This window comes from Streptomyces sp. NBC_01197 (genome assembly GCF_036010505.1).
Taxonomy (GTDB): domain Bacteria; phylum Actinomycetota; class Actinomycetes; order Streptomycetales; family Streptomycetaceae; genus Streptomyces.
On record NZ_CP108569.1, the window covers coordinates 7,113,986 to 7,138,510 of the forward strand.

A 24,525-nucleotide genomic window follows, 5' to 3' on the forward strand; every position below is an offset into this window, starting at 1 on the left:
GCGGGTGATCAGTCCTCTTCCAGGGCCAGTGCGGCCAGGTGGTCGCCGAATCCACCGCGGGCGCGCGGACGCAGGCGGCCCGAGGTGGTGACGGGGCAGTCCTGGGTACGCAGGATGCGGTGTTTGCCGGCGCTGAGAGCGGCGACGAGGCCGTGGTCCTCGCTCACCGGCACGGGCGGGAAGCCGCCGACGGCCACGTACGCGTCGGCGCTCACTCCGAGATTGGCGCCGTGCACATGGGGGTGCAGCCAGGGTCCGCGGGTCGGACGGGAGGCGTTGTAATGCCGCTGGTGCCGGCCCGCCAGGCCGGGCACGTGCTGCGGCCAGTCGGCGACGGAGACGGTGCCGACGATCGCCTCCCACCCCTCGCAGGCGCGGGCGTGCTGGAAGGCCAGCCAGTTGGGCGGAACCGTGCTGTCGGCGTCGGTCGAGGCGAGCCAGCTGCCCGCCGGGCCGCCCAGGATCTCCAGAGCGCGGTGGGCCGCGGCGGCGCGCGCCTGCCCGGCGTTGCGGCAGTCGAGCGGGACCACCTGGGCTCCGGCCCGCCGGGCCGTGGCGGCTGTGCCGTCCAGGCAACTGTCCGCGGCGACCACAGTGAGCACCCGCACCCGCTGGAGAGCGGGGTGTTGTGAAGCAGTGCGTATCGCGTCCAAGGCCTTGGCGAGCAGGGCTTCCTCGTTGTGGGCCGGGATGACGACGGCAAGGGAGTGGGGCCTCACACCAGGCCCTCGTGAGCGGCGGGGGACAGGGGGGCGGTGCCGTCGCGATGCCGTCGGCCGAATGTCTGCAGTACGAAGTCGTCCTCGCGGTGCTCACATGTCAGCGACAGGCCCGGTACGGACGTGAGGATGCCGGCCAGTTCGTCGCCGGTGTACAGGTGCTCCGGCACCGGATGGTTCCAGTGCACCGCGACGAGGGTGCCGCCCGGTTCCAGCGAGTCCACCGACTGCTCCAGCACCGTGGTCAGTTCAGGGGTGTCGAAGTAGTACAGGACCTCGGACAGTACGACGAGGTCGAAGCTGCCCTCGGGCCACTCTGCGGGCAGGGCGAGCTGGCGGACCTCGACGTGCGGCAGGTCCCGGGTCCGGTGGGCTGCGGTCCCGGCCGCCGAGCCGACGCGGTCGCAGGCCAGCACCTCGTCACAGCGCTCGGCCAGCCTCAGCGTCAACTCGCCCACTGAGCAGGCAGGTTCGAAGGCCCGGCGGAACCGGGCGCGGGGGAGGGCGGTGACGGTGAGGTCGTACTTGCGCTGCTCGTACCAGCGCCCGGCCAACTGCCAGGGGTCGGACGTGTGCCGGTACATATCCTCGAAGTAGGAGGGTGGGGTGCTCACTGGAAGACGACCTCCATGGGGCGTAGATGGTGGGCGATCTCCTCCGGAGGGAGGATCGCCGCTTCCTCCGGTCCGGGGCCGAGTGGCCGGATCTGGGTGGTGAAGCGCTCGATCGCCGCCTTTTTCAGAGCCTGGACCCGTAGCGGGAGCGGAATCCGCTTGACCTGGCTCCAGGGGACGCGCGGGTCGTCCGGCCGCGCCCAGTGCCACATCCAGACCGGATACAGCGCACACGGCACACCGGCGTCGTGGGCCGCCCTGAGCGCTGCGCGCCCCGCAGCCTCATGGTCGCCGTGCACGTCACCGGTCCAGGGTGCGGTGACCAGGGCCGCACCCCGGACCACAGGTGCGAGCTCCGCCGCGATCCGCTCCTCGTGCCGGCCCACCCCGGTGTCCGGCAGCCCGAGGCGGACGATCCGCGCCCGGCCTGCCCCGAGCTCGGCGAGTGCCTCACGGAGCTCCTGGGCCCTTCGCCGCGCCAGGGACGCAGGTGTCACGATCCGGCTGTGCGGATGGGAACGCTCGCCGTCCGTGACGGAGACGACGGTCAACTCAACCCCCCGCGCCGCGAGTACAGCTATCGCACCACCGAAGCCGAGTACCTCGTCGTCCGGATGCGCGGCAACCACCACGACCCGGCCGCTGACCGGCAGGGCCGCCACGGGCAGGGCGCCCCACCCGCCCCAGCTTCGCCAGCGCTCCTCGTCGGTTCCCCGCTCCTGGATGGGGTTCGTCGCGCTGCCGTTCGCGCTGACGGAATCCGCACCCCCGGCAGGCGCCTGCCGCTGCGTCACTGAGACGCTCCGGGGCGGGCCAGGAGGCCCCCGAGTTCGGCGAGGTCGCGTTCGCCGTGGTGCTGGCGCACGTAGACGGCCAGGTCGGCCGCGTTGCGCGCATGACGCAGGTCGCGGCAGAGCGGCCCCGCCCCCGTGGCGCGCCCCACCCGGGTCAGCACTTCGCCGCACACGGACTCCACGAAGGCGCGCACTCGCAGACTGCGCATATGTGCTTCCCCACGCGTGTCCCCGGGGTCGTCGTCGATCTCCGCCGCCGCCCGCTGGAGCAGCACCCCGGCCGCGTGCAACTGGACGTCGACCGCGCCGAGATGGGCATCAGTGTGCGGGTCCGTCCGCCTGCCGGCGGCGTGCCGCAGCGTGCGGGCGACCGCGACCGCCCCGCCGTACCAGCACGCGGCGACCCCGATGCCGCCGTGCGGAAACCCGGGCCGGCGCACATAGGACTCCACATCCCCGACAGCGACCGCCGGGGCCTCGTCGAAGCGCACGTCGGGCGTATCGCTGCCCGCCATCCCGACCGCCTGCCAACTGCCTTCCACCGGCACACACGTCTGAGGGTCGACCGCCACGGAGAAGAGCCTGCGGCCGTCGGCAGCCCGCGCCGTGACCAGGGCGTCAGTGCAGCTGTGGGCGCCCGAGCAGTACGGTTTGAGGCCGCTGAGGACCCAGCCGTCGCCGATACGGGTGGCCTCCACCGTGGTGCCGGGCGGCTCGGCGGCCCACACCCCCCACCGCCGGCCCGGCGCGGGCGCCGGACCGTCGAGCTCGGCGAGGATCGCGAGCGCGTCCACATGGCCCTCGACCAGACGTGCCAAGCAGAGATCCTCCTCCGCGACGGACTGGAGGGCCGCGAAGCGTGCCTCGGTCCGTCCGGAACCGGGCAGTGGGAACTCCAGTTCTCCCGCCGCGATGAGATCCACCACCGAGGCGAACCGCGCGGCGCTCTCCCGGCGGGCGGCGTCCGGCGCGATGCCGTCATACCGCGGGACTTCTGGTCCGTCCCCGGCCGGTACTTCAGAAAGCAACGTACTGCCCGACATGCGTGACCCTCTCATTACTAAGCCGACGCCCTGCCAATTGACTCAAGGCGCCTATTGGTGTTGGCCATGAAAGCCTCATCAGCGCAGCCTGAGTGCACGATGGTTGTACGGGGCTCGCCCGCTCATACCGTCCACAATGCGCCTTCATGGTGGAGGCCGCAGCCTGTTCCGTAAGCGGCCATTGGGGGCCGGCTGTTTCCCGGCCGGGCCGCCCGGCATGGCGCTCGACGAGGCAGGGCTTCCTGTTCTGTGTCCTGTCCGGTCTGTGAATTCCTGTGTCTGCTGGATCCCTGTGGCCGCCGCGTACCCGCTTTGCAGCCGCTGATTCCCACGCGTTCACCACCCGTTCGGCGCGAGGGCAGAATCTTGATCTCTGGCCCCCGCCGATATGGCTCGGCCGGCCCACCGGTGTCGCGCCCGAGCGTATTTCCACGTGGAGTGGAGGCAAGCATCGCTTCGGGTGCTTTGCCCGGCAGTACGGCGGGCAGGCGCTGAGCGAAGAGCCGAACAGCCGAGAGGAGCAGGTCATGCCGGCAGGATCGAATCGCAAGCGTGAGCGGCAGTACGAGCATGTCAAGGAAGGCGCCGAGAAGCGGGGGACCTCGGAGAGCCGGGCGAAGGAGATCGCCTCGCGCACCGTGAACAAGGAGCGAGCACGTTCCGGGGAGGCCAAGTCTTCCAGCAAGGTCTCCACCAGTGATCCGAAGTCCGCCTCCCAGCGGGGCGGCGAGCGCTCGCACAGCGGCTCCCAGGGCCCCACGAAGGACCAGCTGTACGAAGAGGCGAAGAAGAAGAACGTCGAAGGCCGGTCGAACATGAATAAACAGGAACTGCGCAAAGCACTCGGCCGCTGAATCCCGCCAGGGTTTCTGCCCCGCGGTCCTGGGCTGTATGGCACCTGCCTTCCTGGAGCTGCGGACGCGGGACGCATTGGATGAACCCAAGAGAAGGCCGCGCACTGCGAATACGCGCGGTCTGCCGCATGGTGGGAACTGAGGGCCGTTGAGTCACATGTTCCCGCTTCCGCGGCCTTCCCAGCGATTCATAAGGAGTGGCGATGCGGGCTCTGACCTGGCATGGCAAGCGCGACGTCCGGGTGGACACCGTCCCCGATCCGGAGATCGTCGATCCGACCGACATCATTGTGCGCATCACCTCGACGGGCATTTGCGGGTCGGACCTGCATCTCTACGAGGTGCTGGGCCCCTATCTCGACCCCGGCGACATTCTCGGCCATGAACCGATGGGCGTCGTCGAGGCGATCGGACCGGAGGTCACAGCGCTTTCGGTCGGGGACCGGGTCGTCGTCCCGTTCAACATCTCGTGCGGCACGTGCTGGATGTGCGGGCAGGGCCTCCACTCGCAGTGTGAGACCACGCAGGTCAAGAGCCGGGGGATGGGGGCCTCACTCTTCGGCTTCTCCAAGCTGTACGGCCAGGTGCCGGGCGGCCAGGCGGAGCTCCTGCGGGTGCCCTTCGGTAACACGCTCCCCGTCAAGGTGCCGCACGGGCCCCCGGACCAGCGGTTCGTGTACCTGTCCGATGTCCTGCCGACCGCTTGGCAGTCCGTCGCCTACGCCGATGTCCCCCGCGGGGGGAGCGTCACCGTACTCGGTCTCGGGCCCATCGGTGACATGGCCGCCCGGATCGCCCTGCACCAGGGTGCGAGCCAGGTCATCGGTGTCGATCTCGTCCCCGAACGGCTGGCCCGGGCGCGCTCCAGGGGTGTGCACACACTCGATCTGAACGAGCACGGCAAGGAGGTCGGCGAGGAGATTCGCCGGCTCACCGGCGGGCGCGGCACCGACGCCGTCATCGAGGCCGTCGGCATGGAGGCCCACGGCGCACCGGTCACCAAGGCAGCCCAGCAGTTCGCGGGCCTGTTGCCCGACGGTCTCGGCGAAAAGATGATGGGCCGCGCCGGAGTGGACAGCATGACGGCGTTCAACACGGCGGTCGACGCCGTCCGCCGGGGCGGCACCGTATCGCTGATCGGTGTTTACGGAGGCGCCATCGACCCGGTCCCGATGCTCACCATGTTCGACAAGCAGATCCAGCTCCGTATGGGCCAGGCGAACGTCAAACGCTGGGTCGACGACATCCTGCCTCTTCTCAACGACGAAGACGTCCTCGGCGTCGACGACTTCGCCACCCACACTCTGCCGCTCGAAGAGGGGCCACAGGCCTACAAGACCTTCCAGGCCAAACAGGACGGCATGATCAAAACCGTGCTCACCCCCTGAGCCCCGCGGGCGGCTTCCTGCGCCCCAAGGCGCCGGCGTGGGCACGCTCCTCACTGTCAGCGCCGTTCTCCTCGACCTGGCTCGTGGCCGGAATTCCGCCGGGTCACCGCTGCGGAGCCGGGCCCCTACCGACCGTTTTCATCTTCTTGGAGGTCTGCCGTGGCAGGCGACAGTTCAGCCCCCCACAACCTCGTCACCAAGCATCCGCAACCCGAATTCGAGCAACAGGACCAGAAGCACCCCGGATGGACAGGGCCGATGGATCCCCCGCCCGATCACGGGGAGGAGTCCTACCGGGGCAATGGCCTGCTGGCAGACCGGAAGACCGTGGTGACCGGCGGCGATTCCGGCATCGGCCGAGCCGTCGCCCTGGCCTTCGCGCGGGAAGGCGCCGACGTCTTGTTCACCCATCTCCCCGCCGAGGAGGACGACGCGAACGAAACGGCCCGCCTGGTGACCGAAGCGGGCCGCCGAGCTGTACCGGTGCCCTGCGACATCCGTGAAGAAGAGCAGTGCCGGCAGCTCATCGAACGCGCTGTCACCGAGTTCGGCCGCATCGACATCCTGGTGAACAACGCCGCCTATCAGATGTCCCAGCCGGACGGGATCAAAGCGATCTCCACGGAGCAGTTCGACCGCGTGATGCGCACCAATCTCTACGGCATGTTCTGGCTGTCCAAAATGGCGTTGCCTCACATACCCAAAGGCGGATCGATCATCAACTCGGCTTCTGTGCAGGGGTACAAACCCAGCCCGCACCTGCTCGACTACGCGATGACCAAGGGCGCCATCGTCACGTTCACCCAGGGACTCGCACAGATGGTGGCCGGTGACGGCATCCGGGTCAACGCCGTAGCTCCCGGACCGGTGTGGACCCCTCTCATCCCCGCCACGCTTCCGGACACCGCCACATTCGGCAAACAGTCACCCCTGGGCCGCCCCGCCCAGCCCGCTGAGATGGCCCCCGCTTACGTCTTCCTCGCCTCCCCGCAGGCCAGTTACATCACCGCAGAGATCGTCAACGCCACGGGTGGGACCCCTCTGCCCTGACGGGCCCCGGGCCGCGCGCCTCCCGACCGAAGGAACCAGTGATGGGGCGAGACGGCCCGGCAGACGGCAGTACCCCATCGCTCAGCTCAGCCCCGGGGCCGTTGGCCCGCGTATGGAAGTGGGCGAAGAGAAAAGCGGGTGGCCGGGCACGGTTGGCTGTCCTCGCTCTGCTGGCCGCAGTGGTCGGGCTCGACGGGGCGGACAAGGCCACCATCTCGGTCAACGCCCGCGCCATCGAGCATGCGTTCTCCATCAATGACGCCGGTATCGGACTGCTGGTCTCGGTCAGCTCACTCACCGGGGCTCTCTTCACGCTGCCGGTCGGCGTGCTGACGGACCGGGTGACACGGGTGCGGCTGCTGGGGACGAGCATCGCTCTGTGGGCACTGGCCTCGCTGGCATCCGGCCTGGCGCCGTCGTTCGGGTGGCTGATGGCCGCTCGCGTCGCACTGGGAGCCGTCACCGCGACGGCGGGCCCCACCGTCGCCTCCCTCTTCGGTGATTTCTTTCCGGCGGGCGAACGGGCACGGCTGTACGGATACGTCCTGGCCGGCGAACTCGTGGGAACGGGCGCGGGGTACGTCATTACCAGCGGCATCACCGCTCTGACGTCCTGGCGGTTCTCTCTCGCCTGGCTCACTCTTCCTGCCCTGGCTCTGTCCGCAGTCGTATGGCGCACCCCGGAGCCGTCCAGAGGGAGGCAGGAGACACTCACCTCCGGACGCGAACGGTCCAAGGACCGCGGGAAACCCTCAAGCCAGGGCCCTGCCGGGGAGGCGCTGCCAGAGGCCCAGGACGCGGCCGGACACTTGGCAGAGGAGAGCGGCGTCCCGGTCGTGAGGGGTCAGGTCCTCGTCGAAGATCCTCGGCGGATGTCGCTGTGGCGGGTCGCCCGTTATGTCCTGCGGATCCGCACGGCCCTGCTGATGATCACGGCCTCGGCACTCGGTTACTTCTTCTTCGCGGGCGTACGGACATTCGCGCTGCTGTTCGCCACCCGGCACTATGCCATCAGCACCGGTGCGGCCAGCGGCCTCACCCTTGTCGTCGGTACGGGAGCGCTTGCAGGCGTATTCGGTGGCGGGCGCCTGGCTGACCTGCTGTTGCGCCGCGGCTATCTCAATGGCCGCGTCCTCGTCCCTTCGCTCGCTCTGCTGCTGGCGCCGCTGGCTTTGGCTCCTGCTTTCATCACCACGTCCCTCTGGGCAGCGGTGCCGCTTCTCACCCTGGGTGCGGCGCTGCTGGCTGCGCCCAACCCCCCTTTGGACGCAGCGCGTCTCGACATCGTGCCGCCTGGGCTGTGGGGGAGGGCCGAAGCCATCCGCACGGCCGTACGGACCCTCGGCGAGTTCCTGGCTCCCCTGCTGTTCGGCTATCTCTCGGCCTCGGTCTTCACCGGGGCCGACCACCTGCGGGACGCCTTTCTGCTGGGCCTGGCCCCCTTGGCCGCGGCGGCCTCGCTCGGCTTTCTCGCGCTGTGGACGTACCCGCGCGATGTGGCCACTGCCAACGCATCCGGGCCTCGCCGTGCATCGGCTTGAGCGTTGCCGTCCGCCGCTCGGCCGCCCTCCCCTGCCGGTTCAGAGGTTCTGGAACCGTTGCCAGACCCGGTGAGTTCCCAGCAGCTGGGTGACCTGCTCGAATGCGCTGTCGCCGTCGCCTGCGACGACCAGGCCAGGGGCGTCCCGGGGGATACCTGCGGCTTCCAGGACCCTCTCGGCACCGTTCCAGCCTCCGATGGCCTTACCGTGCCGGAACGCCTCCGTCAGCATGAGCAGGACCCTCGGGTCGGTCGCGGTGTCCGGCTGTACCGCTCCCTGTCCGGCTTTGGCGTCCGTTGCGCCGTGCGCGTCGGCGCCGGTTCCGGGTACGCCTGCCAGCAGGATGGCGTCGTACTCGACCGAGCGTGCCGTGGCGAAGGTGCGCTGGACGGCGACGGGATCACCGTCCGCGTCGAGCTTCCCGCCGGCAGGAGCGATGACCAGCGGCACCATGTCTGCGTCCAGGACGGCCTGACGCACCGTGCGGACAGCGGCGAGATCCCCGTTCTCATCGGCCACGATGCCGATGATGCGTCCGTCCAGCGGCCACGTCCGGCCCAGCTGTGAAAGGGCCGGGCTCGCGGCCGGATCCGCGAGCGGCTCGGTGGCCTCGGGGGCAGCGAGCCCGAGGCCGGTGGCCACGCGCCGGCACAGCTCGGGATCGATGTTCGCGAGCACTTTCAGGCCGCGCTCCTTGATGGCCGGCTCATAGCACTTGCCCAGTTCGAAGGTGTACGCGCCGATGATGTGCTCGCGCTCCACCGGCGTCATGCTGAGCCAGAACAACCGGGGCTGGCTGAAGTGGTCGGCGAACGAGGCCGGCGCCTGGCGCACTTTCTTCCCCGCCGGTACATCGACCGGGACCTCGACGTACGCACCACTGTCCGCGCCGGCCTGGAACGGGCAGCCGCCGTCCAGCGAGTTCGGCCGGTACGGTGCCACGCCGCTGTGCACGGCTGTCTGGTGCATACCGTCACGCAGCATGTCGTTCACGGGTGCGTGCGTACGATTGATGGGGATCTGCGCGAAGTTGGGACCGCCGAGCCTGCTGATCTGGGTGTCCAGGTAGGAGAAGAGACGGCCGGTCAGCAGAGGGTCGTCAGTGATGTCGATGCCCGGGACCAGGTGACCGGGGTGGAAAGCGACCTGTTCCGTCTCGGCGAAGTAGTTCGACGGGTTCGCGTTGAGGGTCAGAAGACCGATCGGCTGTACCGGAGCCAGCTCCTCCGGGACGATGTTGGTGGGATCCAGCAGGTCGATACCCTGGAACATCTGGTCAGGATTGTCGGGGAAGGCCTGGATGCCCAGTTCCCACTCCGGGAACGCGCCGGCCTCGATGGCATCGGCCAGGTCCCGGCGGTGGAAGTCGGGGTCCATGCCGTTGATGATCTGCGCCTCTTCCCACACCAGTGAGTGGACGCCGAGCTTGGGCTTCCAGTGGAACTTCACCAGGGTCGTCGCGCCCTCGGCGTTGACCAGCCGGAACGTATGGATACCGAAGCCCTCCATCATCCGGAAGGAGCGCGGGATGCCGCGGTCGGACATGTTCCAGATGGTGTGGTGCGTCGCCTCGGTGTGCAGAGTGACGAAGTCCCAGAACGTGTCGTGCGCGCTCTGCGCCTGCGGGATCTCCCGGTCCGGATGGGGCTTGCCGGCATGGATGACATCGGGAAACTTGATCGCGTCCTGGATGAAGAACACCGGGATGTTGTTGCCGACCAGGTCGAACGTGCCTTCTTCGGTGTAGAACTTCGTGGCGAACCCACGTGTGTCGCGCACGGTGTCCGACGATCCCCGGGAACCGAGAACAGTCGAGAAACGCACGAAGACAGGGGTCTCGACGTCCTTGGCGAGGAACGCGGCCTTGGTCACCCCCGCCGCGGTGCCGTAGCCCTGGAAGACACCGTGTGCCGCGGCGCCGCGTGCGTGGACGACCCGCTCGGGGATGCGCTCGTGGTCGAAATGGGTGATCTTCTCCCGCAGATGGTGGTCCTGCAGCAGAATGGGCCCGCGCTCACCGGCTTTGAGAGAGTGATCCGAGTCGTACAGCCGGGTGCCCTGGGCCGTGGTCAGATAAGCACCCGACTGGGCTACGGCCTTCTGATCAGCCCCGCTGGCCTGCCCGGTGGGGGTCACTGTGTCGGGGCCGCTCTGATCCGCCTTGGGCGGCAGCGGCGCCGTGGGCTCCGTGGGCTCGTCGACGGGGGGTGACACGGGTCCAGGCCTGCCGGGGAGCTCCCCGGCCGCGCCGGGGCCGTCGGCGAGAGCGTCAGCCACCTTTTCCGCGACTGCTTTCGCCGGGTTCTTGTCCTTCATCGTTTTCTCTCCGATCGTGGGGGGCGATATCGCAGCTGTGACCTTCGCCCGTGTTCTTTAAACGGGCGCCCAGCGCACGTCGACGCCGAGACGAAGCCTTCCCGGACTGTGCGCTCGCGTGTCTGCGGTGCAGCCCGTGATCGACGAGTACCCGCTTGCGCCCGCCGTATGGCGCCGGACGGCCGGCCGCGCAACCGGGCAGCCGTTCCCCGAGGGCGGAGGTGGCCACCCGAGCGGGGCCTGCGTCCGGGAAGGTGACGGCGCGACATAGGACCATGGGCACTGTTGGGACCGACGGAGAGGAGAACCGGCCGTATGCCTGCCTGGATCTGTGTGACCTGTGCCGTGCAGTACCCGGACACGGAACAGCCGCCGGCGCACTGCCCCGTCTGCGAGGACGAGCGTCAGTACGTCGGCCCGGAGGGACAGCGCTGGACCACGATGGGCGAACTGGCCCGCGACCACACCAATGAACTGCGGGAGGAGGAACCGGACCTCGTCGGCATCGGTGTGAGCCCGTCGGTCGCGATCGGCCAGCGCGCACTTCTCGTGCGTACGCCGCACGGCAATGTGCTGTGGGACTGTGTCCCGCTGCTCGACGACGACGCGAAGCGGCGAATCGCCGGTCTGGGCGGGATCGACGCGATCTGCATGTCCCACCCGCACTTCTACGGCGCCCACATCGAGTTCGCCGAGGCCTTCGATGCCCGTGTCCTGATCCCGCGCGCGGACCAGCAGTGGGTGCAACGGCCCTCGCCCCGCATCGAGTTGTTCGACGACGACATCGAGCCCGTCCCCGGGATCACCCTGGCGCGGATCGGCGGCCACTTCGACGGTGCCTCGGTGCTGCACTGGCCCGCGGGTTCCGCCGGCAGAGGCGCGCTGCTGACCGGCGACACCGTCGCCGTTGTCCAGGACCGGCGCTGGGTCAGTTTCATGTGGAGCTTCCCCAACTTCATCCCTCTCGACGAGCACACCGTGGACGACATCGCCCGCCGGGTCGGGCGCTTCGCCTTCGACCGCGTCTACGGCGGCTGGTGGGGACGTGTCGTGATCGGTGACGGCGCCGCGGCCGTCCGCCGCTCGGCCGACCGCTACATCGCACGGCTGCGGGGGGAACGGCCGGCCGGGGGCGAGCCGCGTTCGGAGCAGGACGGGTACTGAAAGTCGCCGGCTGCCGCACCGGGCCGGCCGGCGCACCGGCCCGGACCTCCGCTCGTACGGCATCGTGATGATGCGGGACGGCGCGGCACCGGACGGGCAGCCGTCCGGTGCCACCCGGGAACGTCCCGGGCCCGCGCGGAGCGGGCGCGGGTATGACCTTGAGGCCGTCCACGGGAGCGGCGCCCCCACCGCGTGAAACAGCTCCCGGCCGGGGGCGCGCTGTGGTGTCCCGGGGCTACCTGAAGGAGCGCAGCCGGAGGCTGTTGGTGACCACGAAGACCGACGAGAAGGCCATCGCGGCCCCTGCGATCATCGGATTCAGCAGCCCCGCGGCGGCCAGTGGCAGGGCCGCCACGTTGTAACCGAACGCCCAGAACAGGTTGCCCCGGATGGTGCCGAGGGTCCTGCGGGAGAGCCGGATCGCGTCCGCCGCCACGCGCAGGTCGCCACGTACCAGCGTCAGGTCCCCGGCCTCGATGGCCGCGTCCGTGCCGGTGCCCATCGCCAGGCCAAGATCGGCGGTGGCCAGGGCGGCCGCGTCGTTCACGCCGTCGCCGACCATCGCCACCGAACGGCCCTCGCCCTGCAGGCGCTTGATCACATCAACCTTGTCCTGCGGCAGTACCTCGGCAATGATCTCGTCGATGCCGACGGCCCTGCCCACCGACTCGGCCACCGCCTTGTTGTCGCCGGTCAGCAGTACGGGGGTGAGACCGAGCGCGCGCAGCTGGGCGACCGCTTCGGCGCTGGTCTCCTTGATGGCGTCGGCGACGGTGAGGACACCCCGGATCTCGCCGTTCCAGGCCACGACGACCGCCGTGCGGCCCTCCGCCTCCGCTGCGGCCTTCGCGTGCGCCAGCTCGGGCGACAGTTCGATGGCCCACTCGGCCAGCAGTTTCTCCCGGCCGACGAGCACAGCGTGCCCGTCGACGATGCCCTGTACGCCGAGCCCGGCGACGTTCTCGAACGTCTCGGGTACGGGCAGAGGCCCGGCGAGTTCCTCGGCTCCCGCCGCGATGGCCTGGGCGATCGGATGCTCGGACGCGTGCTCCAGGGAGCCGGCCAGTCGCAGCAGTTCCCTGTCCTCGGTGCCCGGCGCGGTGAAGACGTCCTGGAGAGCCATCCTGCCGGTCGTGACGGTGCCGGTCTTGTCGAGCACGACCGTGTCGACCCGGCGGGTGGTCTCCAGCACCTCGGGGCCCTTGATCAGGATGCCCAGCTGCGCGCCCCGTCCCGTGCCGACCATCAGCGCGGTCGGTGTGGCCAGTCCCAGGGCGCACGGGCAGGCGATGATCAGCACGGCGACTGCGGCGGTGAACGCTGCTGTCGCGTCTCCGGTCGCCAGCAGCCAGGTCAGCAGGGTGCCCAGCGCGATGACGAGGACGACGGGCACGAAGATGCCGGAGATCCGGTCGGCGAGGCGCTGCACCTCGGCCTTGCCGTTCTGGGCCTCCTCGACCAGCCGCGCCATCCGGGCCAGCTGAGTGTCCGCGCCGACCCGGGCGGCCTCGACGACCAGCCGGCCCGAGACGTTCACGGTGGCCCCGGTGACGGTGTCGCCCACCTTCACATCGACCGGCACCGACTCACCCGTCAGTGTCGACGCGTCGACGGCTGACGCACCCTCGGCCACGGTGCCGTCTGCGGCGATCTTCTCCCCGGGGCGTACGACGAAGCGGTCGCCGACCGCGAGCCCGGAGACGGGAATACGGGATTCGCGGCCGTCCCGGAGTACGGTCACGTCCTTGGCGCCCAGCTCAAGGAGCGCGCGCAGCGCGGCGCCTGCCTTCCGCTTGGACCTCGCCTCCAGATAGCGGCCGGCGAGGATGAACGTGGTCACCCCGGCGGCGGCCTCCAGATAGATGGAGGACGATCCGTCCGCGCGTGACACGGTGAACTCGAACCCGTGCCGCATACCCGTCATCCCGGCCGTGCCGAAGAACAGGGCCCACAGTGACCAGCCGAGCGCGGCGAGAGTGCCGATGGACACGAGGGTGTCCATGGTGGCGGCGCCGTGCCGGGCGTTGGTCCAGGCGGCCCGGTGGAACGGCAGCGCGCCCCAGACCACGACGGGGGCGGCAAGCGTGAGGGAGAGCCACTGCCAGTTGTCGAACTGCAGAACCGGCACCATCGCCATCAGGACGACCGGTACGGAGAGTGTCAGGGAGACCAGGAGCCGCTGCCTGAGGGCGACCGGTTCACCGTCGGCGGCCGGAGGAGCGGATTCCGTGCGGTCCTCGGTCGCCGGTGGCGCGGGTTCCTCGGCGCTGTAGCCGGTTCTCTCGACGGTGGCGATGAGGTCCGCGATGTCCGTCGCCCCGCCGTACGAGACCTTCGCCTTCTCCGTGGCGAAGTTGACCGTGGCGGTGACCCCGTCCAGCCGGTTGAGCTTCTTCTCTACGCGTGCCGCACACGACGCACAGGTCATTCCGCCGATGGAGAGCTCGACTTCGGCGGTCGGGGCCACCGATTCCTCGTAAGCCGTACTGGTCATTGCATGTCTCCTGGGGGGAGGCCGGTACGTACGGCTTCCCGTATGAGCGGGGCGGTACGGGCCGGCGTGGGATCCGCGACCCGGGGCGGAGCGGCCCCGGGCGGAAGGGACGTCAGAGACGGCCGGCGAGCTCGTAGCCCGCCTCGTCGACGGCGGCGCGGACGGCTTCGTCGTCCAGCGCCGCGGAGGAGATGACCGTGACCTGGCCGGTGGAGGCGACGGCCTTGACCGAGGTGACACCGTCGATCGCCGAGATCTCCTCGGACACCGCTCCTTCGCAGTGGCCGCAGGTCATGCCCGACACCTGGTACGTGGTGGTGACGGGGCCGCCCGCAACGTCGGTCGCGGCGCCGGAGCGGGGGTCTGCCTGGGAGGTCATCGCATCGTCCTTACGATCGCTGTGGTGGGGCAGTCGGGCGGAACTGGTTCTTCCGTGTCTTCCCGAAGATGAGAACATCATACCCGAGGGGGGTATTCCCTCTCCTGTCGGCTCACCCTGCTGAGCGGATGGGCGGAGAGCGCCGGACGCTGTCCCCGGGGGATCAGTGGTCGTGCGGACCCGCGTGGTGCGTGGGGCCGTGGGCGTCCTCGCAGTGCGCGGCGACGCCGGCGGGCGGCGGGGCGGAGCCGATGGTGAGCTCCTGTCCCACTGCGGCCGTGTGGGCATGGTCGACCTGGAGAGTGGTGTGAGTGATGGCCCACTGGTCCGCCAGGAGGCGTTCGAGGCCCCGGCGTACGGCGTGGCAGTCGCCGGCGGGCGTGACCAGCACATGTGCCGACAGGGCGGTCTGCTCGGAGCTGATCTGCCAGACATGCAGATCGTGGACCTCCACGACGCCTTCCTGAGCGGCGAGTTGGTCGCCGAGGGCGTCGGGGTCGGTGCCCGCGGGTGCGGCTTCGAGGAAGATACGGCCCGAGGCCCGGGCAAGGCCGGTACCGGCGCGGACCATGAGCGCCACCACGACCAGGGTGGCGATCGCGTCGGCCCTGGCGAAGCCGGTGGTCAATACGACCACACCGGCTACGGCGGTGGCGATGAATCCGTACAGGTCGGTGAGGATGTGCTGGTAGGCGCCCTCGACGTTGAGGCTGGTGCGGTTGGCCCTGGAGATGCACCAGGCGGCCAGCAGATTGACGGCGACACCGACGAGCGCCGTGGCCAGGACCGGCCCGCCGGTGACCGGGGGAGGGTCGATCAGGCGCCGCACCGCCTCGTAGGCCAGCCATGCGGCGAGTACGAGCAGGGTGATGCCGTTGGCCTGGGCGGAGAGGATCTCGGCGCGCTTGAGGCCGAAGGTGTAGCCGCCCCTGGCGGGGCGCGCGGCGAGCCGCATCGCGACCAGCGCCAGGACGATGGACGCGGCGTCGGTGAGCATATGGGCCGCGTCGGAGAGCAGGGCCAGCGAGTGCGACGCCAGCCCGACGACGACTTCCCCGGCCATGAAGGCGACGATCAGGGTGAGGGCCGCGCCCAGCCAGCGGCGGTCCGCGTCCTGCGCCACGCCATGGCTGTGCCCGTGATCACCCGAGCCCGGATGGTCGTGATCGTGGCTGCTCACGTGCTGCCCCCTGTGTGGTCGGAGACGGGCAGTGAACCTCAGTACGGGCCCTTGGTGCAAAGGCTGCATCGATGTCGGTTACCAGTGTCGTTACCGGCCACGCCGGCGCAGCGTCCGCGGCGCCGGGCGGCACCGCCGCCCCACCCCTCGCCCGCACCGGATGGCGGGGCCCGGCCGGCCCTCGGATACCAGGCCGGGGTATCGTCGGGCCGGGCGCCACAACCGCCCGGAACGAGCGGCGGCCGGAAGTCCGAACACCGGAACGCCCAGAAACACAGAACGGGGAGTCGGGTGAGCAGCGGAGCGGCGCGCGGCCCGGCCACGGCCCGGCTGGCCGTGGTGTGCGCGGTGCTCTTCGGCCTGTTCCTCATGCACGGTGCTCCGGCCACCGCGGCCGGCGGTTGTCACGGCTTCCTCTCCTCCGCCTCGATGAACGCCGCGATGCCCGGCGGTACGGATGCTGCGAGGCCCGGCGGTGCGAACGCCGCGATGCCCCCCGGTCACGGCGGTTCCGCGATGGCGCCCGCAGCCGCACACCCGGTCGCGGCCCACCAGGGGCCCGCGTTCCGGGCCGGGACCGGGGCGGGGCCGCGCGGGGCGGTCTGTGTGTCGACCCCCGCACGCGATCGCACCCTGTTCGGACCTGGCCTCAGCGGTCCGGCCGTCCTCGCGCTCCCGGCCGTCCGGCCGTCGCGTGGCCGGGCGGTGCTGCTGGGCGGGACCGGGCGAAGAGGGCCGCCGGTAAGCGGGCGAAGTCTGCTGCTGCGGGTGTGTGTCGCGCGGGCGTGACAGGGCCGCGCCGGACCCGGCCGACCTGGCCAGGGTTTCCGGCAACGGTTCCCGCTCACCCGCGCGCCATGGGGCGCGTCCATCCGGAAAGACCTGACATGTCTGTTCTCCCGCACTCCTCCGCTCGCCGTCGCACCGTCGTGTCCGCCGGTGTCGTCGCGTCTCTCGCTCTCGGGCTCGCCGCCTGCGGCTCCGGCGACAAGCACACGTCCGCGTCCGCCCCGCACCACGGAAACAGTCCCTCCGCCTCCGCGCCGGGAAGCTTCGACGCAGCGGACGTGACGTTCGCGCAGATGATGATCCCGCACCACCAGCAGGCCGTGTCGATGGCGGAACTGGCCGACGGCCGCGCCTCCGACCAGGAGATCAAGAGCCTGGCCGCGGACATCGAGAAGGCTCAGGGCCCTGAGATCAGCACGATGCAGGGCTGGCTGGCGTCGTGGGGCAAGCCAGCCTCCCCGTCCATGGACCACAACATGCCGGGCATGACCCACGGCAGCGGCTCGTCCATGCCCGGCATGATGTCCGACAAGGACATGACAGGACTCAAGGCCGCCAAGGGCAAGGACTTCGACAAGAGGTTCACCGAGATGATGATCGGTCACCACAAGGGTGCGATCACCATGGCAGAGGACGAGCAGAAGAAGGGCCGTAACGCCGCGGCCAAGAAGCTCGCGGTTGCCGTGGTGAAGAACCAGCAGGCCGAGGTCGACAAGATGCACAAGATCCTCGGCCGGCTCTGACCGGCTTTTTGAGAGCGGCTCCGACGCTTGATCGGCGCGCCGTGATCAGTCCCGCGTAACCCTGTTCCGGGCCCTCTTCGCAGAGGGCCCGGAACAGCGCTGTGGGGCAGCTGTCCCTCCGCTCAGGTACCGGCTGCTCCCCGGCCGGACAGCAGCCGTGTCTCCGGGGCCCGGTGGGGGCGCAGGTCCCTGAGGACCGACTCGACTTCGACGAGGAGGGCTTCGTAGGAGACCAGGCGCTGCCATTCGGGGTCGGGGGCACCCGGCACCGTGGCGCCGCGTGCCATCCACTGGGCGGCCAGTTCGGAGTACAGCGGCGTCCGGGCATCCATTCGCCCGAATGCGTGCGCCCCCGAATGCCTCCCCGGTGGGGGAGGGGGACCTTGAGGCGCCATCAGCTGCGGCGGGGGTACCCGCTGGGCCTGCGCCGGAGGCGGAATGAATACCGCTGAGCCTCTGGCTGTTGTGGTAGCGGGCGCGCGTGCGTTCATGACGGGGGTAACGACTGCCACCCGCCGGGGTAACTCCGAATGGCACAGAACGATAAGCTGGGATTTCACCTTTTGAAGTGCAATTCCTTCTGAAGTAGCTTCAAAACGGGCAAGGCGGCGTTGGTGCGGGCATGGATCCAAGGGAGCTGTGGGAGCGCCATGCCGTCCTGGCACAGGCGTTCTGCGCGAATGACGAAGAGGTGCGCCGTGCACAGGGCGCACTGGACGAAGGGCACGCGGTACGTACGCGGACGCTCGCCGCGTTCGCGGTGACGCTGGGAAGCGACGGCACCGTCGCGGGGCTGCTGGGGCTCACCGAGCGTGAAGTGCGCCTCGCCCGCCGCACTGTGGGCAAGGACGACGCGCGGGCGGTTGCGCAGGCGCTTCTGTCGGAGCACACGGCCGAGCATACCGAGCCGCTTCCGGTGGACTGTGCGGACAGCGGTCAGGTGCAGCCGGAACCGGAGGCCGCTCAGCCATTCCACGCCAACATCCCGGGGCCGCGCCCCGCTCAGGTTCCCGGAGTCCCTCCCGTCCACGAGGAGCTGGTCCAGGAACCCGCCGCCTCGCCTGCCGTGGACGCCGTTCTCGTCGGTGCCTGGAGCACCGGGGTCGATCTCTCCGTACTGGCGAACGAGCTCGGTCTCGACCTGGCCCACCTGGTCGCCAGGGCGCGCTATCTGGAGACCCAGGGCCGCCTCGTGTACACCCCGCCTCCCGCAGACCGTTCGGGGCGCCACCGCCGCTCCGGTGCCGAGGCGGCTGCCGCCGCTCCGTCCCAGCAGTGGTACCACCCTGTCCACCACCAGTCGCTCCACCAGCAGACTCCCTGGGACCAGCAGCCCCCGCTCGCCGATTTCAGCACCGGCTCGATGCACGACTGGGACGGCATCCTCAACCACTGGGACGCGAATTCCAATCCGACGATCAGCTGGTGACGGTGGGCTCCGGGGAGCGTCGGACGCTGTCCGCGTACCGCATTCGGCGAGTGCGTACGGGAAGCCGGCCGCGGCCAGGCGCCGTCCAGGTGGTGGCGTGGTGGGTCTCGTGCAGACTTGCGGTGTGGCCACAGACGACGCGGAGGACCGGCTCGCGGCGGTCAGACAGGATCTGGAGCGCGCGACCGCCCGTCTGCGGCTGCTCTCCGATGCCAGTACCGCCCTGTCGAGCGTTCTCGACGCGGACGAGGCGCTCAACCGGCTGGCACGGCTGATCGTCCCTCAGGTGGCCGACGCGTGTGTGGTGGATCTGGTCGTGGACGGCGGGGTGCGCCGGCTGGCCGCCGTGCACCGCGATGCGGCACGGGAGCTGCCACCGGCGCCGGAAAGCCTGCCCTGGTCCGACGAGTTCGCCGCACCGCTGGCCCGGGTGCTGCGCGGCGCCGGGCCGGTGACGGTGACCGGCTTCGGAGCGCACGCGGCGGCCGGCTCCCTCCAGTCCGCGCAGCTGGAGCTCTACCGTGCCCTCGACGCCAGTACGGTGTTGATCATGCCGCTCCAGGTGCGCAGGCAGGTGTTCGGCGCCCTCAGCCTCGTCCGTACCGGCTCCAGCGAGCCGTTCGGGGAGGAGGAGACCTCCCTCGCGGCCGACCTGGCGCACCGGGCCGGGCTCGCCGTCGAGAACGCCCGGCTGTACGCGATCCAGCTGCGTACGGCTGAGCAGTTGCAGCTCTCGCTCCTGCCCGACCTGTCGGGAATCGAGCACCTGGAACTCGCGGCACGGTATGTGCCGGCCCGGGAGGGGGCCGAAGTCGGGGGTGACTGGTTCGACGCCTTCAGGCTCAGCGACGGCTCCACCGTGCTGGCCATCGGTGACGTCGTCGGACACGATCTCACCGCTGCCGTGGGCATGGGGCAGCTGCGCAACATGCTGCGGTCGCTGGCGTACGACAGCGGAGACTCGCCCGCCGGGGTGATGCGGCGGCTGGACAATGTCATGCAGGGGCTGAGCACCACCGAACTGGTCACGGGCACCATCGCACGCGTCTACACGCCCCCGACCGGTCAGTGGTTCGTGCACTGGACCAACGCCGGACACCCGCCCCCTGTGCTGACCGGCCCCGCCGGCGGCAGCAGACTGCTGGAGGAGGGACTGGCCCCCGTTCTCGGAGTCGACCCTGCCATCGAGCGGGAGGACGCGCTGGCCGTACTGGAACCGGGCTCCACCCTGCTGCTGTACACGGACGGGCTCATCGAACGCCCTGGCGAGGACATCGACCGGGGGTTCACCAGGCTGCGACAGCACACGGCGAGTCTCGCCGGCGAGCCCCTCCAGACCTTCTGCGACGAGCTGCTGGTGCGGCTCACGGACGGCCACTTCGACGACATCGCGGTACTGGCGCTGCGCGTTCCCCCGGAGCTGTAGGACGCCGGACGCGGGTGCTCAGTCGTCGTGGTGCGCGGTGCCGGTGCCGTCGGCGGGACCGACCTCCGGCTCCCCGGATGTGTCGCTGCCGCCGTGGTCGTTGCCGGTGCCGCCGTCCCCGCTGTCCCCGCGGTGCCGTCGGACGTGCCTGACCGCCAGCAGGACGACGATCAGCGCAACCAGCAACAGGGCGGCGCCCCGGCCGACGAAGTGCTCGATTCTGCTGTACGCGTTGCCCGCCGCGTAGCCGATCAGGGTGAAGCCGACGCCCCAGACGAGGCCGCCGAGCGCGTTGAAGAGCAGAAAGGTGCGGTAGCGCATGCCCGAGGCACCGGCGAGCGCCGGCATGACCGCACGGAAGAACGCCACGAAACGGCCCAGGAACACGGCCACCGGCCCTCTGCGGCGGATCAGGTCCCGGGCCGACTCGATGCCGCTCCGGTGGCGGCGCAGCCACCGCGCTGTCAGCAGCCGCGGGCCGAATCTGCGGCCGATCTCATATCCGACGGAGTCTCCGGCGACGGCCGCTGCCACCACGATGACGGCGAGCCAGTAGATGGACACCTGGTGCCGTGCGGCGAGTACGCCTCCGATCACGGCAGCGCTCTCGCCGGGGATGACGAAGCCGAAGAACAGCGCGTCCTCGCAGAAGACCAGACCGGCGACGACGGCGTAGACAGCGGCGCCCGACAGCCCGGACAGCCAGTCCGTGATCGCGCCCACCGGGTCTCCTTCCTGCCGTTCGCTGTCGTCGCGCTCTGCCGACGTGTGCTCACGGCCCCGAAGCGGTCGAGGGCCGTGGTGTCCGAGGCTTTCAGCCGACACGGTGTTCCGCACCACGGGGGCCGCCGGCCCGAGGAGCGGGCCATGGACCGCACGGTATGATCCGGAGCAGCGAGGGGCCGGTGGCCTCGCGCGCGGCGGTGGGGCCCGCCGTAACCGAACTGCGGCGACCGTGCCGCCAACGGTCCCTACTTGCGATGGTGTGCGCCCCGGTGCGCGCGGTGACCGCCGAGTAGGAGAACCACATGCCAGAGGCCCCGCTCCCGATGACGGACGACCCCGTCGGCTCCGGCCCCCGTGCGGGCCTCCCCGTCCCCGTGCAGTCACAACCGGCCGCTGGACGGCGGGCGGCGCAATGGCCCGTCCTGGCCGCGGTGTCACTCGGTGGAATGGCCGGGGCGTCCGCCCGGTACGGCGCGGCGCTCCTGTGGCTCACGGCCGACGGGGCCTTCCCCTGGACGACGTTCGTGGTCAACACCGCGGGCTGCTCGGTCATCGGGGTGTTCATGGTGGTCATCTCCGAGGCCCGGTCGGTCCACCGGCTCGTACGCCCCTTCTTCGGCACCGGGGTCCTGGGCGGCTTCACCACCTTCTCCACGTACGCCGTGGACATCCAGGGGCTCGTCAACGGGGGGCACGCCCGTACCGCGCTCGCGTACCTGGCGCTGACACTGCTCTCCGCACTGGCGGCCGTCTGGGCCACCGCCTCCCTGACCCGCCGCTTCGTCGTACGGAGGCGCTCGTGACCCTGACCGCGACCATCCGTGAGAGCGCCGGCATCCGTGAGGCCGTCGACATCCATGAGGCCGCTGACATCCAGCAGAAGGTGGCGATCCATGGGAACGCCGACCGCACCGGCTGCGAGGAGGAACGTTGAACTGGCTGCTCGTGATCGTGGGGGCCGCCGTCGGCGCCCCGCTGCGCTATCTCGCCGACCGCAGGGTCCAGGCGTCCCACGACACCGTCTTCCCCTGGGGGACCTTCGCCGTCAACGTCTCCGCCTGCCTGATCCTGGGGCTGGTCACCGGCGCGGTCGCCGCCGGGGCCGCGTCGTCACAGGTACAGCTGCTGGCCGGGACGGGGCTCTGCGGGGCGTTGTCGACGTACTCGACGTTCTCGTACGAGACCCTGCGCCTGGCGCAGGACGGAGCCCGCTTCTTGGCCGCCGTCAATGTCACGGCGAGTGTGGTGGCGGGGCTGGGTGCGGCGTTCGCGGGAGCGTCCCTGGCCCAGGCGTTCTGGGGCTGAGGTCGCCCGCGCGCGGGCACACCGGGCTGCCGGCCGGTGTGCCAGTAGCCCGGTGTGTCAGCCGGCCGCGTGGGCCCCGGCCGGTCCTGCGGTCAGTACGGGGGCCAGGGCTCCGGTGCGCAGCCGCTCGACCAGCGGGGTGGCGAGGCGGCGCAGGGCCAGGCTGGTCAGGAACGCGACGGGGAGGGCGAGAAGAGCCGAGCCGAGGACGTCGTGGGGGTAGTGCGCGCCGACATAGACGCGCGTGAAGCCCTCGAAGAGCGCGAAGAGCGCGGCGATGGCGCACAGCTTCCGGTTCAGCAGATAGAGGGCCGCCACAGTGGCGGCGGCCGTCGTGGTGTGGCCGCTGGGGAAGGCGAAGTCGGAGGGGGCCGGGCAGGTCTCGACGATGAACGCGTGCGGCATGGAGCGGCAGGGCCGCACCTCCGATACGAGCTTCTTGACCACCTCGGCCGCGGCGAAGGCGACCACGACACTCACCGGCACGGCCAGAGCGAGAGCCATCGACGCGCTGTCGCGGCGCCGGGCCTGCCACCATCCGGCGACCATGAGGACCGCGAACACGCCAAGGCCGATGTTGGTCCACGATTCCAGGGGCGCGTTCAGCCATCGGGTGTCATGTGCGAAGTCCGTGACGGTGGTGAACAGCGAACCGTCGATGTGTGAGCCGTTGAAGGCCAGCGGCATCGGGGAGACAGCAGTCATCAGGCGGGAACTCTCGGCTCAGGCGGGGCTGCCCGCTCCGCGGGAGACGTGCGGCATCCACGGTCTGCATGTATCTACAGGACTGTAGACGGTGCCCCGGGGGGAGCCAAATCATGGAGAGCGGGTGACGTCCGGCCGAACGGCGGGTGGTGCCGGGGGCCGGCGGGGCGCGGTCGGCCGGCGCCGCGCCCCGCCCGGCCCCTCACCGTGCGGTGCCTCTCAAGCCGCCGGTGAGTCGAACCGCGGCTCGGTGCCGAGCAACTCGGAGACATCGGTGTCCACCGGCAGCTCCCGGGCGGGCGCGCCCCGGGTGAACAGGACACCCGGGCGTTCCCCGGCCAGCGTCGCCCCCGCTCCCTCCACCCGCAGCCAGCTGCCCTCGCGCAGGCCCAGCACGGGCACGTCGTTCTCCTCCAGGAACTCCGTCAGACGCTCCGCGCGCGTCTCGCCCTTGTGCGTGCTGCCCGGGTCCGGGTCCAGGTAGTGCGGGTTGATCTGGAAGGGCACAAGGCCGAGTGCGTCGAAGGACGGCGGCTGCACGATGGGCATGTCGTTGGAGGTGCGGAGCGTGGGCGCGGCCATGTTGGTGCCCGCGCTGGCGCCCATGTAGGGGAGCCCGCCGCGCACAGCCTCGCGTACGGCCTCGCGAAGGCCCGTACGGTACAGGGCGCTCAGCAGCCGGAAGGAGTTCCCGCCGCCGATGAACACGGCGTCCGCGGCGGCCAGTTCGGCCAGCGGGTCGCTGTTCTCGTGGACGCCGCGCACGGAGATCCCGGCCGGTTCCAGGGCGCCGCGCACCCGTGCGGTGTACGTGTCGTGGTCGGCCAGGGCGTACGGCACGAAGGCGAGCCTGGCGCCCTGCGGCAGGAAGCCGGTGACGGTGTCCAGGGCGTGTTCCAGGTATCCGCGCCCGTACTGGGTGGAGTTGGACAGCAGCAGGAGATTCACGGTGGTGGCGCTCTTTCGGTGAAGGGGGCAGTGAACGGTCGGTGTTCTGGGGGAGGTTCGGTTCTCTCAGGCGCGTGGGCGCCGGGTGCGCTGGGGCGGGTGGGTGAGCCGCTTCTCCAGGAGCTGGGCAGCCTTTCTGAGGCTGTCGAGCCGGGGCTCGGGACCGTCGGGGAAGAGCTGCTCGGCGCCGCCCAGGCTGAGGCTGCCGTACGGCTCGCGGCCCAGGAACACCGGGACGGCGAGCGTGGCGATCCCGTTGTCGTACTCGCCGATCGTCCAGGCGTATCCCTGGGCGCGGATGCGCCGGAACTCCTCCTCCAGCAGATCGGCGTCGGTGACCGTGCGGTCGGTGAAGCGGGCCATCGGGCGGCCGCGGAAGAGCCGGTGGCGCTGGTCGTCCGGCAAGAACGCGTAGTAGGACTTGCTGGTGGCGCCCGCGTGCGCCGGATACAGCTCGCCGACCAGCGGGTAGTACCGCAGCGGTCCCGCCTCGCCCTCCTCCGCCGCCACACAGCGCATGTGGAAGCTGTCCGGCAGGCAGAACAGCACGGTGTCGCCGGTGGTGTGGCACAGCTCTTCCAGCACCGGCCCCGCCAGCAGTTCGAGGGAGCCCGAGCGCTCCCACTGCCGGCTCAGCCGCAGTACGGCGGGGCCGATGCGGTAGCGCCTGGTGGCCGGGTCGGAGACCAGGAAGCCGCGGCCCGCCAGCGTCGAAAGCAGGCGCTGGGCGACGGAGGTGTCCCAGCCGAATTCGGCCGCCACCTCGGTCACCCCCCAGTCGGGCCGGGTCCGCTCGAAGGCCAGCAGGACGAGCAGCGCCCGGTCGACGGTCTGCAGCGCGCCCGCGGGCTTCCGGCGGTCCAGGTCGATTTCGGCCATCGTCATCTCACCATCCAGACCCGAATTGCAAATAGAGGG

Annotated in this window: 25 protein-coding genes; 12 read left to right on the forward strand and 13 right to left on the reverse strand. The window is 70.4% G+C overall.

Annotation, left to right across the window (positions count from 1 at the left end; genetic code table 11):
- Positions 1-8: 8 nt before the first annotated feature.
- Genes OG452_RS32675 through OG452_RS32690 form a run of 4 tightly spaced genes read right to left on the reverse strand, consistent with a single transcriptional unit; the run spans position 9 to position 3,170 of the window.
- Entirely contained in the window at positions 9-719 is a 711-nt protein-coding gene (locus OG452_RS32675; RefSeq protein ID WP_327299152.1) for a glycosyltransferase, read from the reverse strand.
- Entirely contained in the window at positions 716-1,333 is a 618-nt protein-coding gene (locus OG452_RS32680; protein ID WP_327299153.1) for a class I SAM-dependent methyltransferase, read from the reverse strand. Before OG452_RS32680 ends, OG452_RS32675 begins: the two co-directional genes overlap by 4 nt.
- A complete protein-coding gene (locus tag OG452_RS32685) occupies positions 1,330-2,127 on the reverse strand; it encodes a PIG-L deacetylase family protein (RefSeq protein ID WP_405559741.1) in 798 nt (265 codons plus the stop codon). The genes OG452_RS32680 and OG452_RS32685 overlap by 4 nt, the downstream gene beginning before the upstream one ends.
- Positions 2,124-3,170: an acyl-CoA dehydrogenase family protein gene (locus OG452_RS32690; protein ID WP_327299154.1), complete on the reverse strand. Its 1,047-nt coding sequence runs from the start codon at positions 3,168-3,170 to the stop codon at positions 2,124-2,126. The genes OG452_RS32685 and OG452_RS32690 overlap by 4 nt, the downstream gene beginning before the upstream one ends.
- Before the next feature lie 527 nt (positions 3,171-3,697).
- On the opposite strand from OG452_RS32690, the gene OG452_RS32695 reads away from it, so the two are divergent.
- The 4 genes from OG452_RS32695 (at position 3,698) to OG452_RS32710 (ending at position 8,003) form a co-directional block, all read left to right on the forward strand.
- Positions 3,698-4,024, forward strand: a complete 327-nt coding sequence (locus OG452_RS32695; protein WP_327299155.1) for a plasmid stabilization protein — start codon at positions 3,698-3,700, stop codon at positions 4,022-4,024.
- 203 nt (positions 4,025-4,227) lie between these two features.
- Positions 4,228-5,412, forward strand: coding sequence for a zinc-dependent alcohol dehydrogenase (locus OG452_RS32700; protein ID WP_327299156.1), 1,185 nt, complete (start codon positions 4,228-4,230; stop codon positions 5,410-5,412).
- 258 nt (positions 5,413-5,670) lie between these two features.
- A complete protein-coding gene (locus tag OG452_RS32705) occupies positions 5,671-6,462 on the forward strand; it encodes an SDR family oxidoreductase (protein WP_327299157.1) in 792 nt (263 codons plus the stop codon).
- Between the two features lie 152 nt (positions 6,463-6,614).
- Positions 6,615-8,003, forward strand: coding sequence for an MFS transporter (locus OG452_RS32710; protein WP_327299158.1), 1,389 nt, complete (start codon positions 6,615-6,617; stop codon positions 8,001-8,003).
- 39 nt (positions 8,004-8,042) lie between these two features.
- Here OG452_RS32710 and OG452_RS32715 read toward each other — a convergent pair whose 3' ends face one another.
- Entirely contained in the window at positions 8,043-10,319 is a 2,277-nt protein-coding gene (locus OG452_RS32715) for a catalase (RefSeq protein ID WP_327299159.1), read from the reverse strand.
- A 315-nt stretch (positions 10,320-10,634) separates the two neighbouring features.
- On the opposite strand from OG452_RS32715, the gene OG452_RS32720 reads away from it, so the two are divergent.
- Positions 10,635-11,483: an MBL fold metallo-hydrolase gene (locus tag OG452_RS32720; protein ID WP_327299160.1), complete on the forward strand. Its 849-nt coding sequence runs from the start codon at positions 10,635-10,637 to the stop codon at positions 11,481-11,483.
- 235 nt (positions 11,484-11,718) lie between these two features.
- On the opposite strand, the gene OG452_RS32725 is transcribed toward OG452_RS32720, so the two are convergent.
- From OG452_RS32725 to OG452_RS32735, 3 genes are all read right to left on the reverse strand, one after another.
- The gene (locus OG452_RS32725) at positions 11,719-13,977 is read right to left on the reverse strand and encodes a heavy metal translocating P-type ATPase (protein ID WP_327299161.1); all 2,259 of its coding nucleotides are present in this window, start codon (positions 13,975-13,977) and stop codon (positions 11,719-11,721) included.
- A 112-nt stretch (positions 13,978-14,089) separates the two neighbouring features.
- Entirely contained in the window at positions 14,090-14,356 is a 267-nt protein-coding gene (locus tag OG452_RS32730; protein ID WP_327299162.1) for a heavy-metal-associated domain-containing protein, read from the reverse strand.
- A gap of 163 nt (positions 14,357-14,519) precedes the next feature.
- Positions 14,520-15,536, reverse strand: a complete 1,017-nt coding sequence (locus tag OG452_RS32735) for a cation diffusion facilitator family transporter (RefSeq protein ID WP_327299163.1) — start codon at positions 15,534-15,536, stop codon at positions 14,520-14,522.
- Between the two features lie 291 nt (positions 15,537-15,827).
- Between OG452_RS32735 and OG452_RS32740 the strand changes: the two genes are divergently transcribed.
- Both OG452_RS32740 and OG452_RS32745 read left to right on the forward strand, forming a co-directional pair.
- Entirely contained in the window at positions 15,828-16,325 is a 498-nt protein-coding gene (locus tag OG452_RS32740; RefSeq protein ID WP_327299164.1) for a hypothetical protein, read from the forward strand.
- 98 nt (positions 16,326-16,423) lie between these two features.
- Positions 16,424-17,068 carry a DUF305 domain-containing protein gene (locus tag OG452_RS32745; protein WP_327299165.1) on the forward strand — a complete coding sequence of 215 codons (645 nt, stop codon included), beginning with the start codon at positions 16,424-16,426 and terminating at the stop codon, positions 17,066-17,068.
- A 122-nt stretch (positions 17,069-17,190) separates the two neighbouring features.
- Here the strand turns inward: OG452_RS32745 and OG452_RS32750 are convergent, their stop codons facing one another.
- Complete coding sequence (locus OG452_RS32750) at positions 17,191-17,400, reverse strand: hypothetical protein (protein WP_327299166.1); 210 nt, start codon at positions 17,398-17,400, stop codon at positions 17,191-17,193.
- Positions 17,401-17,690: 290 nt separating this feature from the next.
- Between OG452_RS32750 and OG452_RS32755 the strand changes: the two genes are divergently transcribed.
- Both OG452_RS32755 and OG452_RS32760 read left to right on the forward strand, forming a co-directional pair.
- Positions 17,691-18,497, forward strand: coding sequence for a hypothetical protein (locus OG452_RS32755; RefSeq protein WP_327299167.1), 807 nt, complete (start codon positions 17,691-17,693; stop codon positions 18,495-18,497).
- Positions 18,498-18,621: 124 nt separating this feature from the next.
- Entirely contained in the window at positions 18,622-19,923 is a 1,302-nt protein-coding gene (locus OG452_RS32760; protein ID WP_327299168.1) for a PP2C family protein-serine/threonine phosphatase, read from the forward strand.
- A gap of 18 nt (positions 19,924-19,941) precedes the next feature.
- On the opposite strand, the gene OG452_RS32765 is transcribed toward OG452_RS32760, so the two are convergent.
- Positions 19,942-20,646, reverse strand: coding sequence for a DedA family protein (locus OG452_RS32765; protein ID WP_327299169.1), 705 nt, complete (start codon positions 20,644-20,646; stop codon positions 19,942-19,944).
- Positions 20,647-20,951: 305 nt separating this feature from the next.
- On the opposite strand from OG452_RS32765, the gene OG452_RS32770 reads away from it, so the two are divergent.
- From OG452_RS32770 to crcB, 3 genes are read left to right on the forward strand one after another with little or no spacing between them, the layout of a single operon-like run.
- Positions 20,952-21,452 carry a fluoride efflux transporter FluC gene (locus OG452_RS32770; RefSeq protein ID WP_327299170.1) on the forward strand — a complete coding sequence of 167 codons (501 nt, stop codon included), beginning with the start codon at positions 20,952-20,954 and terminating at the stop codon, positions 21,450-21,452.
- Positions 21,449-21,583 (forward strand): hypothetical protein, encoded by a 135-nt coding sequence (locus tag OG452_RS32775; protein ID WP_327299171.1) that lies wholly within the window; start codon positions 21,449-21,451, stop codon positions 21,581-21,583. Before OG452_RS32770 ends, OG452_RS32775 begins: the two co-directional genes overlap by 4 nt.
- Positions 21,580-21,954, forward strand: coding sequence for a fluoride efflux transporter CrcB (gene crcB / locus OG452_RS32780; protein ID WP_327299172.1), 375 nt, complete (start codon positions 21,580-21,582; stop codon positions 21,952-21,954). The genes OG452_RS32775 and crcB overlap by 4 nt, the downstream gene beginning before the upstream one ends.
- A 57-nt stretch (positions 21,955-22,011) precedes the next feature.
- Here crcB and OG452_RS32785 read toward each other — a convergent pair whose 3' ends face one another.
- From OG452_RS32785 to OG452_RS32795, 3 genes are all read right to left on the reverse strand, one after another.
- Positions 22,012-22,659 carry a phosphatase PAP2 family protein gene (locus tag OG452_RS32785; RefSeq protein WP_327299173.1) on the reverse strand — a complete coding sequence of 216 codons (648 nt, stop codon included), beginning with the start codon at positions 22,657-22,659 and terminating at the stop codon, positions 22,012-22,014.
- Positions 22,660-22,878: 219 nt separating this feature from the next.
- Positions 22,879-23,607 (reverse strand): dipeptidase PepE, encoded by a 729-nt coding sequence (gene pepE / locus OG452_RS32790; RefSeq protein WP_327299174.1) that lies wholly within the window; start codon positions 23,605-23,607, stop codon positions 22,879-22,881.
- Positions 23,608-23,673: 66 nt separating this feature from the next.
- On the reverse strand, positions 23,674-24,486 hold the full coding sequence (locus OG452_RS32795) for an IclR family transcriptional regulator (protein WP_327299859.1): 813 nt from the start codon (positions 24,484-24,486) through the stop codon (positions 23,674-23,676).
- Positions 24,487-24,525 lie beyond the last annotated feature (39 nt).

Coding starts and splice junctions, on each gene's coding strand:
- OG452_RS32745 (WP_327299165.1), top strand. CDS start 16,424: ATGTCTGTTCTCCCGCACTCCTCCGCTCGCCGTCGCACCGTCGTGTCC.
- OG452_RS32690 (WP_327299154.1), bottom strand. CDS start 3,170: ATGTCGGGCAGTACGTTGCTTTCTGAAGTACCGGCCGGGGACGGACCA.
- OG452_RS32750 (WP_327299166.1), bottom strand. CDS start 17,400: ATGGATGCCCGGACGCCGCTGTACTCCGAACTGGCCGCCCAGTGGATG.
- OG452_RS32785 (WP_327299173.1), bottom strand. CDS start 22,659: ATGACTGCTGTCTCCCCGATGCCGCTGGCCTTCAACGGCTCACACATC.
- OG452_RS32755 (WP_327299167.1), top strand. CDS start 17,691: ATGGATCCAAGGGAGCTGTGGGAGCGCCATGCCGTCCTGGCACAGGCG.
- OG452_RS32730 (WP_327299162.1), bottom strand. CDS start 14,356: ATGACCTCCCAGGCAGACCCCCGCTCCGGCGCCGCGACCGACGTTGCG.
- OG452_RS32695 (WP_327299155.1), top strand. CDS start 3,698: ATGCCGGCAGGATCGAATCGCAAGCGTGAGCGGCAGTACGAGCATGTC.
- OG452_RS32715 (WP_327299159.1), bottom strand. CDS start 10,319: ATGAAGGACAAGAACCCGGCGAAAGCAGTCGCGGAAAAGGTGGCTGAC.
- OG452_RS32770 (WP_327299170.1), top strand. CDS start 20,952: ATGCCAGAGGCCCCGCTCCCGATGACGGACGACCCCGTCGGCTCCGGC.
- OG452_RS32700 (WP_327299156.1), top strand. CDS start 4,228: ATGCGGGCTCTGACCTGGCATGGCAAGCGCGACGTCCGGGTGGACACC.
- OG452_RS32705 (WP_327299157.1), top strand. CDS start 5,671: ATGGATCCCCCGCCCGATCACGGGGAGGAGTCCTACCGGGGCAATGGC.
- OG452_RS32720 (WP_327299160.1), top strand. CDS start 10,635: ATGCCTGCCTGGATCTGTGTGACCTGTGCCGTGCAGTACCCGGACACG.
- OG452_RS32725 (WP_327299161.1), bottom strand. CDS start 13,977: ATGACCAGTACGGCTTACGAGGAATCGGTGGCCCCGACCGCCGAAGTC.
- OG452_RS32795 (WP_327299859.1), bottom strand. CDS start 24,486: ATGGCCGAAATCGACCTGGACCGCCGGAAGCCCGCGGGCGCGCTGCAG.